This window comes from Winogradskyella aurantia (assembly GCF_002266855.1).
Lineage (GTDB): Bacteria > Bacteroidota > Bacteroidia > Flavobacteriales > Flavobacteriaceae > Winogradskyella > Winogradskyella aurantia.
On the sequence record NZ_NGJN01000001.1, the window covers coordinates 553440 to 566031 of the forward strand.

The window sequence follows — 12592 nt, forward strand, 5'->3', positions numbered from 1 at the left end:
ATTGTTGTTACATTTGTTTTATGGGGAAAACATCTGAGTTAGGTCTGGTTACGGCAAAGGAAGTCGCAAAAGCTATTAAGGTTGATAAGTATGGCTTTTTGGGTACGTTTGTCGGATGGATATTAATGAAGGTGTTGAAAATATCTACCCTTAACAAAATCTATAAGCGTAATAAGCACCTTAGTGATTTAGAATTCTTGGACGGTATTCTAGATGAATTTCAAATTAAGTTTGAAATACCAGAGGAAGATTTAAAGCGCTTGCCGAAAGAAGGTCCGTATATTACAATTTCTAATCATCCTTTAGGCGGTATTGATGGTGTTTTATTGTTGAAATTGATGCTGGAGCAACGCAGTGATTTTAAAATCATCGCTAACTTTTTATTGCATCGTATTGAGCCCTTAAAACCGTACATTATGCCAGTAAATCCTTTTGAAGATCGAAAGGATGTTAAGAGCAGCATAGTTGGATTTAAAAATGCCCTTCTCCATTTAAAGGAAGGGCACCCTCTAGGTGTGTTTCCTGCGGGAGAGGTCTCTACCTACCGTGATGGTAAACTCGTAGTTGACAAACCTTGGGAGGAATCTGCAATGAAGTTGATAAAAAAGGCAGAGGTACCCGTGGTGCCTATTTATTTTCACGCTAAAAACAGTAGATTATTTTATCGCCTTTCAAAAATAAGCGATACGTTAAGAACGGCAAAATTACCTTCAGAATTATTAACGCAAAAGCGACGCGTTATTAAGGTTAGGGTTGGAAAACCAATTTCTGTCAAAGATCAAAACGAGCAAGAAAGCCTTTCCGAGTTTTCAGAATTTTTAAGACGGAAAACGTATATGCTGTCCAATACCTTTGAGGATAAGCCTAAAATTTTAGACAATCTTCAATCTACCTTAAAAGCACCAAAGCTCCCTAAGAATATAGTTACACCTGTTGATGCCAACCTCATGAAAGATGAAGTTGAAAGGCTGAGGCTAATAGATTCTAGACTTCTGGTGAGCAAAAACTATGAGGTATTTTTAGCATCGCCAGGAGACATTCCGAATATTCTTCGAGAGATTGGGCGATTAAGGGAAATTACATTTAGAGAAGTTGGTGAAGGCACCAATGAAGCTATCGATTTAGATAAATTTGACACTTATTATCGTCATATGTTTTTATGGGATAGTGACAAAAATGTTATTGCCGGTGCTTACCGAATGGGGTTAGGGTCAGAGATTTTTGAGCGTTATGGTATTGATGGGTTTTATTTACAGGATCTATTTCGGTTTGAGCCAGAACTCTATAAAATGATGAGCCAATCCATAGAGATGGGTCGCGCATTTATTGTGAGTGAATATCAGCAGAAACCTATGCCACTATTCTTATTGTGGAAGGGTATTGTACACACCACTCTGAGATATCCGGAACATAAGTACTTAATTGGGGGCGTGAGTATTAGCAACCAGTTTTCAAATTTTTCAAAAAGTTTGATGATTGAATTTATGAAGTCGCATTATTACGATCCCTATGTCGCACAATATGTGCATCCTAAGAAGGAATTTAAAGTGAAGTTGAAAGATGCAGATAAGGATTTCGTATTTGACTCAACCGAAGCTGATTTAAATAAATTCGATAAGATTATTGACGAAGTTGAGCCGGGCGCATTGCGTTTACCAGTTCTTTTAAAGAAATATATAAAACAAAACGCCAAATTAGTCGCTTTTAATGTGGACCCCCTATTTAATAACTCTGTTGATGGCTTAATGTACATTAAAATTGCCGATCTTCCAGAAAGCACGGTAAAACCGGTTATGGAGGAATTTCAAACGGAGTTGGAGCGCAAATTCATGGATAACCATGATAAATAAACTATGCCTCCTAATTTTTAGCTTACCACTTTTATCGCTATCTCAAACACTCACAGGTAGGGTGATTGATAAAGTGACCCAAGACCCCATTGAAACGGTTTCAGTTTACTTTGACAATACAACCATTGGAACCACTACCGATGAAAATGGTGACTTTGTCATTACGTACTCAGATGCAGTTCAGTCTACTCTAGTTATTTCATTTTTGGGTTATGAGAAAGTCCTAATAGCAGATTATCGCAACAGGGATACTATTTTTATTGAATTAGAAGAGGCCAGTAATCTATTGGATGAAGTTTATCTGGAATATGATGATGGCCTTTCTAGGCGACAAAAATTGCGGTTGTTTAGAAAAGAATTTCTTGGACGGTCTAGTTTTGGCAGATCGTGCAAAATTTTGAATGAAAATGATTTAACTCTTAGGTATAACCAAAGATATAAAGCCTTATATGCAAGCTCGAGGGTACCGTTAAAAGTAAAAAACAGGGCGTTGCAATATGAGGTGTCCTATGATATAATAGACTTCGAAGTACAATATCGCATCGTAAATCTTGAAACCCAGAACTTTGTTCCAAATTCAGTCTCCTATCAAGGAACAGCATTCTACAAGGATTTAGAAAAGTCGAAAAAAAAGAAGGTTTTAAAGAATAGACAGAAAGCATACCGAGGCTCAGTTCAGCATTTTATGCGTTCACTATTTAATAAAAACCTCAAGGAAGAAGGCTATTCCATTTTTTTTGGCGGTTTTGCAGTCAATGAATGGGCTTATTTTAGCGTAGAAAACCTTGACGAATCAGACTTTAAAAAGGTTAGCTTAAAAGACCGTGTTAACATACTATTCAATAAGGAGGCTCAATCTGAAATTAAGCTAAGTGTCGAAGAATTTTTTGTTGATGAATATGGAAATTACGCGCCTATATTAGGGGTTTACTTCATTGGTGCCATGGGCGGTCAGCGACTTGGAGATACCTTACCCTCTGATTACGGAATAACCAAAGAATAAAAAAACCCAGAAATCAATCCCTGGGTTTTATAATGAATTGTTTTGTTTTAAAACCAGGGTTTTTTACCAACTTGATAGGTGTTGTAAAAATCCTCATCAGATTTAGTCAAATAAATGATTCCTTCAATAAGGCCAATTACAGCGGTAATCCATACTATAAAGATACCAATACCTACACAGGCAAGTATATACCCTATCAAAGTTACTCCTAATAAAATCCCACCTTCCTTATTGTAACCCAAAATAAATTTATGGACACCTAGACTTCCAAAAAGAATACCTAAAATACCTGCTAAAAGTTTTTTGTTATCCCCTGAGTTTTGCCCAAACGCCTCCTTTGCGCCTTCAGTAAATTCCTTTGCGGTTTCTTTAGCTTCATCCGCAAATTCTGAAGCTTTTTCTTTGGCTTCATGCCCAAGTTTTTTAGCCTCTTTACTAAATTCCTCTGCTTTTTCGCTAGCCTTATCAGCTGCTTTTTTAGCACCTTTTTTGGCATCACCTAACATATCGTTAAGGTCATCGCCTAAATCTTTATTCTCGTCTGACATGGTTATTGGTTTTAATGATTAATAGTCTAGCTTAAAATTACTAAAAAAATAATTCAATTTATTTAAAAGCTGCATCTATAGGCTCCCACAATTCTATCTTATTATTTTCATTATCTAGTATCCAAGCAAACTTTCCATAATCATAAGTCTCCATTTCACCAACAATTGTTACACCTTCCTTGTTTAATACATCTAATAGTCTTTCTAAGTTTTCAACCCTGTAATTAAACATGAAATCTTTTGATGAGGGTTTAAAATAACTTGTATCCTCTTTAAAAGGGCTCCATTGTGTTGTGCAATCATTACCGTCTTTATCCTTCCACCAGAAGGTTGAGCCATAGTCATCCGTATTAAAGCCTAAGTGTTTTTTATACCAATCTCTTGAGGCCTTTGGATCTTTAGTCTTAAAGAAGACGCCACCAATCCCTGTAACTCGATTTTTCATTTTATGGATTTTAATTTATTTTTCTATCTCTTTAGAGTTGATTCATAAGTGGTAATCCAATCTTTACAACTTATTTTTTTAGTTAGTTCACCAATGAGTTGGTATGGAATGTCATCCGGGTTCTTAAATCTAATGCAGCTTTTCCCCATATCTAATTTTCTACTGCTATATTTAGGGTATTCGTCGACAAACCAATCGTATAAGTCCTGATTTGCATAAATACCGCTATGGTATAAATTAATTGAGTTTTTTTGTGAAGCAAAACTCATAAAGGGCAACGGTATTTTGGGGTCGCAGTGGTAACCATTTGGGTATACAGCATGTGGTACGTAGTAGCCTATCATTTTATATATGATACCTTCTTCGAATCCTTTGGGCAGATTATTGTTAATAACTGATCTCAGTTTTCTTAAGGCATTTTGCCGTTCTTCGGGCACTTGATTGATATAATCTTCGGGAGAAGTAGCGTCATATGTCATATAAATCTATTTAGTGTTTACGCTGTAAAATAAGCGCTGAAATAATGGAGACGATAAGTCCAATTAGTACAACAGTTACAAACATCAAAGTAGCCATAAATCCCGAGCCCCCATAGTCCTTCATTTGCTGGGTAAGTTCAGCTTTTTTGGACACTAACTCGTCTCCAGTGTATTGGGACTCATAAATTTCTAAAGTTCTTTCAAGGTAATCGTCAGCAAAGTCAGGATTTAAAACTGTTGTGTAAAGATAATCTACAAGGCCAATGCCAATACCAACGAATGCTGATATTAATAAACCAATAAGCAGTGCTTTTCCAAAAGTAATTTTACCGTCATTTATCTTGTCCCGGTAATGTTTGATACCAAAAAATACAAAGGATAAAGACGCAATCATTGCACCGTATCCAATAATTTCCTGTGTGGTATAACTTAATCCACTGCCTAAAGTGAGTGCTAAACCAAAAATAACGACCCCAGTAAGTAGCCCATATCCACCAAATTTTAATACTGTTGATTTCATATTAGATGTATTTAATTGTTTGATGCAAATGTAAATGCAGGAGCCATTTTTGCTATCATACTAAAGTACCAAAGCTTTGGTACTTTAGTCTAAATGTAATTAATTTAAATAATATGTTGTGATTTTGCAATTTGAATAGCTTGGGTTCTTCTTTTGGCATTGAGTTTCACCAAAAGACTAGATACGTGGGTTTTGATTGTACTTTCCGACAAAAAAAGTTTTTCTCCAATCTCTTTATTAGAAAGCCCTTCGTGGATGAGTTGTAATACTTCGTATTCCCTGTCACTTATATCTAAAGCCTTTATTTTATCGTTATCAATGTCCCCTTGTCCCATATGCTTTTGGGTAAGGCTTTTTTTGTGAATAACATATCCAACTACGAAAAAGACAATAGCAATTACAGCAAAGATAATTTCAATTTCAGCATTGCCAGTAACAATACTGTATTTGCTAAATTGAAACAGCAGTAAAAGTGCTAGGATAAGTAATGAAAAAGCAAGAATGGTTTTCTTCATTCCATAAATTTAGGAAAATTTTGCCTTGATTTTGTTTACAATAGTTTGTGCAAGCTTAATTTTACTTTCTACGGTCCAGCCAGCTACATGTGGTGTAAGAAGGACATTAGGTGCTTTAACAAGGTATTGAAAAGCCTCAGGGATTTCTCCAGAAGAAAAGAGGTCTTCAAACGAGCTTTTTTCATATTCAAGGACATCTAATCCAGCACCCAAAATTTTTCCAGATTTCAAAGCATTGGCCAAATCCCTTGTAACTACACTTTTCCCTCGCGCTGTGTTAATAAGCCAAAAGGATTTTTTAACACGGCTGATGAAATCCGCATTTATCATATTAAGGGTTAAAGGTGTTTGGGGTGTGTGCAAACTTATGACATCAGCATTGTCTTGGAGAGTTTTAAGTGGTACTTGTTTAGCGTTAATATCTCCAACATCATCCTTAATATCATAACAAAGTACCTCGACATCAAACCCAGCTAGTTTTTTGGCGAAGGCTTTGCCCATATTACCGTAGCCGATAAGTCCAATGGTTTGTCCGTCGAGCTCAACACCTCGATTCTCTTCGCGCAACCATTTGCCATGTTTAACCTCCATATCGGCCTTGTTCATTTTGTTCAGTAAGGACAATAGCATTCCTAGTGTATGTTCACCAACGGCATTGCGGTTTCCTTCAGGTGCAGAGATCAAAAATATTCCTTTTTGTTCTGCATATGGCACATCGATGTTTTCCAATCCTGCGCCGACCCTACCTATGAATTTTAAATTTTTTGCAGCATCTAAAAAGTGTTTGTCAACAGAAAACCTGCTTCTAATGATAATACCATCATATTGCGAAATCTTTGCTTCAACCTCTGCTTTTGATGAGGTGTAATCCTCATCATTAGTATAGCCTAAATTATTGAGCTCATCTAAAAGTAGGGAATGATTGCTATCGAGATGGAGTATTTTCATTGATAAATTATTAATCTTGAGCTCAAGGCTTTAATATTTGGTTCAAGATAAGGGATGTCTAAAATAAATTCAACATCTCAGGTCAAATATTGAACAATCGGTTTGCTTGAACCTAACATTGTAAGAATAAATGCGTAAATAGCTTAAATACCAAGGATTAATTTAGCAATCCAAAAATAGAGAAGAATACCTAGAATATCGTTACTTGTAGTAATGAATGGGCCAGTGGCTATAGCAGGGTCAATGCCTCTTTTGTCTAAGAATAACGGCACGAAGGTTCCAATCAGTCCTGCAATTATTATAACTGCGACCAAGGAAATTGAAATGGCGAGGGCCTTGTCTATTTCATTATTGTAGATCCATACAAAAAGAAATAGAAATATAGCTAAAATCACGCCGTTAAGTGCGGCTAATAACATTTCTTTGATTAAACGACTATTAATACTACCCTTAAGGTCATCGTTAGCTAAACCTTGAACTATAATAGCACTAGATTGCACTCCAACATTTCCCGCCATGGCAGCTATAAGCGGTGTAAAGAAAAACAACATTTTATACTGGTTAAAGGCCTCTTGAAAACCTTCCATGATAATAAAAGCACCCACACCACCTAAAAGACCTAAAAACAACCATGGTAGTCTTGCACGGGTTAAATCGAGGATGCTGTCATCTGCCTCAACACCTTGGGTAAGACCTGCAGCTAATTGGTAGTCTTTCTCGGCTTCTTCCTTTAAGACATCAACAATATCATCAATGGTAATCCTTCCCAATAAGGTTTGGTCATTATCCACCACAGGAATGGCTTCTAAATCATACTTGGCCATAATTCTAGCGACGTCTTCAACATCGTCGTGAACATTAACCCAATCTACATTTTCTTTGGCAATTTCAGCAATTTTTTGTTCACTCTTAGCCACAATTAGGTCCTTAAGAGACAGTCGTCCAATAAGTTTTTCCTCTTTATTTACAACATAAATGGAATGGACACGTGTTACCTCCTTTGCTTGGCCTCTGATTCTGCGCAAACATCCAGCTACGGTCCAAGTTTCATAAACTTTAACCAATTCCTTCGCCATTAGTCCACCAGCCGTATCTTCAGGGTAGGCCAAAAGTTCGGTAATTTCGGCCTTGTGCTCCTCATCTTCAATTTCCGATATGACAGCTTTCTGCCGCTCGGCTGATAATTCGGCAATAATATCAGCAGCATCATCCGTATCCAACTCCTCAATTTCTTCAGCGATTTCCTTTGCTGATAAATTCCCTAGTACTTTTTCCCTAGTGTCTTCGTCCAGCTCGGTTAAAATATCGGATGTCGTTTCAGAATCGAGCAGTTTTATCAAGTAAACAGCGTTGTCTAAATCTAGTTCGTCAAGAATTTCTGCAATATCAGCATAATGAAATTCATTCAATAGGTTTTTAAGCTCCTTGTCGTTTTGCGCGGCAACGAGATGCTCAACCTTTTCAATGAGCTCATCTGTGAGTTGAAATTGTATGTTGTCTTGAATTTCCTCCACCTGAATGATTACATTCTTTTGATTTCTGCTCTAACACTCTAAACAGAATGCTATTTTTTTTGGTCTTTTTCGATTAAAGTCGTCAGTTCAATAAAGTCTGAAACGCTTAACTGCTCTGGACGTTGCCCAAAGATAGCATTTGCTTTTAAATTATCGGAAAGATTGAAGGTTTTTAAACTGTTGCGAAGTGTTTTGCGTCGTTGCTGAAAGCCCGTCTTTACAACCCTAAAAAATAAGTCTTCGTGACACGGTAGTTTATACTCATTTTTTCGTTTAAGAACTAACACACCTGAATCTACTTTTGGAGGAGGATTGAACACAGATGGAGGTACCGTAAATAAGTACTCCGCATCGTAAAATGCTTGTGTTAAAACAGAAAGAATACCGTATACTTTAGAACCCTCTTTAGAGCAGATACGTTGCGCCACCTCCTTTTGGAACATGCCGGCAAATTCGGGTATCTGTTGGCGCATTTCCAAGGTTTTAAAAACGATTTGAGACGAAATATTATAAGGAAAATTCCCGATAATAGCGAAAGGCCTGTTCTTAAATATGAGATTTAAGTCAAATTTGAGAAAATCTCTTTCATAGATTCTGTCGCTTAGGTTAAGGTAGTTGTCTTTTAGATATGCTACGGATTCAGCGTCAATTTCAATAACGTGGGTGACCACATTTTTTTGAATAAGAAACTGGGTTAAAACACCCATGCCCGGCCCAATTTCCAATACATCCTTATAGCCGTTAAGGCTCAGGGTGTCCGCTATTTTTTTTGCGATGGTTTCATCTTTTAAAAAATGCTGTCCTAAATGTTTTTTAGCTTTGACTTGATGGTTATGGGACACTATTGACTAATGGATTTTTTATAATGGTCGGTTCTAAGCTCAAGCGACCTTGTTTTGGTTATTGTTTAAATTCTGCGGTATATTCGTCAAGGACTTCTAATTCTGTTCTAAAGGCTAGCATTTTATCTGCAAAACGTTGTAAACCTTCTTTTCTGAGACGTTCAGCATCATCATTGTAATAATCATCCAATGCTTTTCGGCTATGCGCACGGTACTGAATGGAATACGTTGTACCTCCCATTTCTTCCTCAACCAATACCTTGGTTAACTTGGCGTCTTTAAATTTGCCAGTAGCAAGAACAAGAGGAATGTGCTCCTTAATCCAGGCTAACCATTCGCTGTGAACGGAGTCATCAATATTAACGGTTACATTGTAAATAATCATGAGGTGTTTTCAATTATTCAAATCACAATACCAAAGGTAGTATATGTATCTTGAAAAGTCTGGGCTAAACTCTAATTTATAGAATCTCCGCGCAGCATTCTGTATTTTTTACGCGCTTCAATGAAATAAATGCTATCCTCAAATTCAAAAATAATTTTCTCATATAGGGCTTTGGCCTCCTCAGGTTTTGCGAGCTGTAAATTATAAAGCTCAGCCAAATGGAAATGTGCGTCGTCTGCCAAAATATCCTCTGGATAGTCTTTTATAATTTGAAGATAATTGTTCTCTGCTTTGTTGAACTGTTTCTTTTTTTCAAAAAGTTTGGCTTGTTGATATAAGGCCTGATCTGTTATACTCTCACCTTTGTGTTCCTGCAAGATTTTATCGAGTAAGGCAATGGCCTGATCGGTTTTATTTTGAAAGGCGTAGAGATCGGCTTTAGCAAAATATTTAAGGGCGGTTTGGGTGCTATCCTCAAATTTATTGTCCGAAATCAATAGTTTTAAGTCCAAGGCGTCATTGGCAATTAATTGGGAAGTTGAGGATTTCAAAATCTTTAATTGCGATTCTGCCCAATCAAAATCCCCTTTGTAATAACTAGTTTTAGCCACTTTATAGCGTGCCTCCTGTGCAATAGTGCTGTTTTTTAGATTGGCTTGAATTTGGGAATAGAATATCAGTGCTTCATTAAAGCGTTCTTGTACAACTAAGATATCTGCCAATAAAAGTTTAACCGTGGCTTTTTGAAAGTCTGAAATATTGAGATTTAAACTTTCCTTGAGAAAGGTGTTTGCTTGTTCAGTATCTTTTTTATAAAAGGCCAAAAATTCACCATAGGCTAACTGTAGCGCTAAAGTGTTTTCTGATTTCCCAAACCCATTAAATAACGCATTGTATTTCTCATCAATGCGGTCTAAGCCTTTAGCGTCGGCCTGCTTGGTTTCAATTTCCAGAATGTATTGGTGTGCAGTTAATGCGGTACTTAAATCTTGGGTGGTTTCTAAAATATAATTGAAGATGTCTTTAGCGGTATCATCATCACTGTCATTAAGTGCAGTGAGGGCCAACTCAATAATACGGTCTAAACTTTCAGGATTTCTCTTGTAAAGCGCCTTTTCTTGAACAAATGATTTAAGATAAGCTTTCTCTTGCACATAAAGCCAGCTCAGCATCTCGTACCAATAGGAACTTGGGTCCTCCTGAATTTTTTTGAGCAATAAGCGCCTTAAATACGTGTTGTTTTCACTCTCTCTGTTTTCAGATATAAAATCACTGATGACCCGTTTTATATTATTCAGGTAATTTGGTCTGTAGGCAATATAATCTATGTAACTGGCAAACATTTTTTCAATACGGCCTTGGTCACCATATATTCTTGCGAGCTGAATACTATAATTCTTATCCGGTGTTAGGATTTTACCTTTATCATAAACTTGTATAGCTTGCTCTAGAAGAGAATGGTCTTCAAATTTTTTAGCAATGCTGTAAATATAAATAGGTCTCTCATCAATAAAGGCAATAGCTTCCTTGTATATACTATCAGCTATTTTAAGGCTGTCTTTTAATTGATAGTTATAGCCTAACTCAACCAGTAGTGTTGGTCTACGCGTTGTCGATAGCCGTTGAACCAAGAGGTCTTCGGCCTCGTCATACTGTTCTAATTGTTGGTGGGTATCTACAACTTTATATATATAATCGGAATTGTAAGGTTTCTCTTTTAGAAGGTTTTGATAAATAATCAATGCCTTTTTAAACTCCCCGCGCTTGTAGTAACTATCGGCAAGAACTTCACTGTTCTGAGCAATTCCAGAACAAAATGAAAGTATGAAGACTAAGGCAAATGCAAGCTTTTGCATAGGGCAATTTTTGTAAATATAACAAATGGTAAATCTAGTTATTGCAAATGTTATTATAAAAAATGCCTAAACATGTGTTTAGGCATTTTGACCAACAAAATAAATGTGCTATTAATCATTATTCGTTACAAATATGATTCAGTTATTCTGTTCAGGTATTGTTTTATTTTGCTATTACCAAAATGATGGTTAAAACAAAACCTTACTTACCATTACAACTAGTGCAAGGAGTAAAGCGATACGTTTTAAATTCTTCATAATAGGTCAGTTCTTTTTCGGGACTACTAACTTGAAAAAAATATCCAATAAAAACGAAGAAATGCTAATAAATTCGATAAAATGCTTTATTTTTTAACAAATAAGGGTGGTAATTTGCCTAATGACTTCTTAAGAAATCATATCGAAACCTGTGTACGGAACTAGTACTTCTGGAACCTTGATGCCATTCTCTGTTTGGTAATTTTCTAAAATGCCCGCAAATACCCTGGGTAAGGCTAGGGAGCTTCCATTTAAGGTATGGCACAATTCGTTCTTGCCTTCATTGCTTTTAAAACGCAGTTTTAGGCGATTAGCTTGAAAGGTTTCAAAGTTAGAAACAGAGGAAACCTCAAGCCAGCGGTCTTGTGCCGTTGAAAAGACTTCGAAGTCATAGGTCAGCGCTGAGGTAAATCCTAAATCGCCACCACATAATCTCAATATTCTATATGGTAATTTGAGTTCGTCTAGAATCCCTTTAACATGGTTCACCATACTATCTAGAGCTTTGTAGGAGTTATCGGGATGCTCAATTCGAAGTATTTCAACTTTATCAAATTGGTGTAAACGATTCAACCCCCGAACATGGGCGCCATAACTACCAGCTTCACGTCTAAAGCAAGGGGTATAACTCGTTAGGTGTATTGGCAAATCACTTTCATTTAAAATAGTATCCCTAAAAATATTGGTGGCAGGTACTTCTGCTGTTGGAATAAGATACAAGTTGTCTGCGGTAACATGGTACATTTGCCCTTCCTTATCGGGCAATTGTCCAGTTCCAAATCCGGAAGCTTCATTCACTAGATGAGGTACTTGGTATTCTGTATAGCCCACCTCTGTATTTTTATCTAAAAAATAGGTGATTAAGGCGCGTTGTAACTTAGCGCCTTTGCCTTTGTAAACAGGAAAACCAGCACCGGTGATTTTATTTCCCAATTCAAAATCAATGATGTCGTACTTTTTAGCAAGTTCCCAATGTGGTAGTGCACCCTCAAATAATATTGGGATATCACCAGCTCTAAATGTCTCCTCGTTGTCTTCATCTGTATTTCCGGCTGGAACAACAGTGTTGGGAACGTTGGGGATTTGGTAAAGCACTTGGTTCAGTGCTTCCATTTTATCATTGAGTTGTTGCTCAATATTCTTGCTCAACTCTTTCAATTTGGATGTCCTTTCCTTTATTTTATTGGCTTTTTCTACCTCACCAGACTTAAACAAATTACCTATTTCCTTGGATAAGGTGTTGGCCTCTGCTTTTGTTGAATCCAACTCAGTTTGAAGACTTCGTCTTGATTCATCTAAGGCAATAGCCTCATTAATCATTGGGCTAGCATCAATATTGCGTTTGGCCAGACGTGCAATAACATCTTCTTTGTGCTCTCTAATAAATGCAACTTGTAACATGTCTATGATTTTGATATTCCGCCAAATA

Annotated in this window: 13 protein-coding genes; 2 read left to right on the top strand and 11 right to left on the bottom strand. The window is 36.7% G+C overall.

The genetic code is table 11. The annotated features are described in order from the left end of the window. The first annotated feature begins 20 nt into the window (after positions 1-20). Both CA834_RS02555 and CA834_RS02560 read left to right on the top strand, forming a co-directional pair. Positions 21-1850, top strand: a complete 1830-nt coding sequence (locus CA834_RS02555; protein ID WP_094967089.1) for a GNAT family N-acyltransferase — start codon at positions 21-23, stop codon at positions 1848-1850. After that, the gene (locus CA834_RS02560; RefSeq protein ID WP_094967090.1) at positions 1840-2853 is read left to right on the top strand and encodes a carboxypeptidase-like regulatory domain-containing protein; all 1014 of its coding nucleotides are present in this window, start codon (positions 1840-1842) and stop codon (positions 2851-2853) included. The genes CA834_RS02555 and CA834_RS02560 overlap by 11 nt, the downstream gene beginning before the upstream one ends. A gap of 47 nt (positions 2854-2900) precedes the next feature. On the opposite strand, the gene CA834_RS02565 is transcribed toward CA834_RS02560, so the two are convergent. The 11 genes from CA834_RS02565 to serS all read right to left on the bottom strand — a co-directional run bounded on the left by CA834_RS02565 (position 2901) and on the right by serS (position 12564). Further along, complete coding sequence (locus tag CA834_RS02565; RefSeq protein ID WP_094967091.1) at positions 2901-3401, bottom strand: TM2 domain-containing protein; 501 nt, start codon at positions 3399-3401, stop codon at positions 2901-2903. 58 nt (positions 3402-3459) lie between these two features. Then, positions 3460-3846 carry a VOC family protein gene (locus CA834_RS02570; RefSeq protein WP_094967092.1) on the bottom strand — a complete coding sequence of 129 codons (387 nt, stop codon included), beginning with the start codon at positions 3844-3846 and terminating at the stop codon, positions 3460-3462. Positions 3847-3869: 23 nt separating this feature from the next. Beyond that, complete coding sequence (locus CA834_RS02575) at positions 3870-4325, bottom strand: DUF1801 domain-containing protein (RefSeq protein ID WP_094967093.1); 456 nt, start codon at positions 4323-4325, stop codon at positions 3870-3872. Positions 4326-4335: 10 nt separating this feature from the next. Further along, positions 4336-4845 carry a DUF4199 domain-containing protein gene (locus tag CA834_RS02580; protein WP_094967094.1) on the bottom strand — a complete coding sequence of 170 codons (510 nt, stop codon included), beginning with the start codon at positions 4843-4845 and terminating at the stop codon, positions 4336-4338. Between the two features lie 104 nt (positions 4846-4949). Further along, complete coding sequence (locus CA834_RS02585) at positions 4950-5360, bottom strand: response regulator transcription factor (RefSeq protein ID WP_094967095.1); 411 nt, start codon at positions 5358-5360, stop codon at positions 4950-4952. 9 nt (positions 5361-5369) lie between these two features. Continuing rightward, entirely contained in the window at positions 5370-6308 is a 939-nt protein-coding gene (locus CA834_RS02590; protein WP_094967096.1) for a 2-hydroxyacid dehydrogenase, read from the bottom strand. A 143-nt stretch (positions 6309-6451) separates the two neighbouring features. After that, complete coding sequence (gene mgtE / locus CA834_RS02595) at positions 6452-7831, bottom strand: magnesium transporter (RefSeq protein WP_394346593.1); 1380 nt, start codon at positions 7829-7831, stop codon at positions 6452-6454. Between the two features lie 41 nt (positions 7832-7872). Continuing rightward, complete coding sequence (rsmA, locus tag CA834_RS02600; protein WP_094967097.1) at positions 7873-8664, bottom strand: 16S rRNA (adenine(1518)-N(6)/adenine(1519)-N(6))-dimethyltransferase RsmA; 792 nt, start codon at positions 8662-8664, stop codon at positions 7873-7875. 58 nt (positions 8665-8722) lie between these two features. Further along, positions 8723-9049 carry a DUF4286 family protein gene (locus CA834_RS02605; RefSeq protein WP_094967098.1) on the bottom strand — a complete coding sequence of 109 codons (327 nt, stop codon included), beginning with the start codon at positions 9047-9049 and terminating at the stop codon, positions 8723-8725. A gap of 71 nt (positions 9050-9120) precedes the next feature. Continuing rightward, positions 9121-10905, bottom strand: coding sequence for a tetratricopeptide repeat protein (locus CA834_RS02610; protein WP_094967099.1), 1785 nt, complete (start codon positions 10903-10905; stop codon positions 9121-9123). A gap of 387 nt (positions 10906-11292) precedes the next feature. Beyond that, positions 11293-12564 (bottom strand): serine--tRNA ligase, encoded by a 1272-nt coding sequence (gene serS / locus CA834_RS02615; RefSeq protein WP_094967100.1) that lies wholly within the window; start codon positions 12562-12564, stop codon positions 11293-11295. Between the last annotated feature and the right edge of the window lie 28 nt (positions 12565-12592).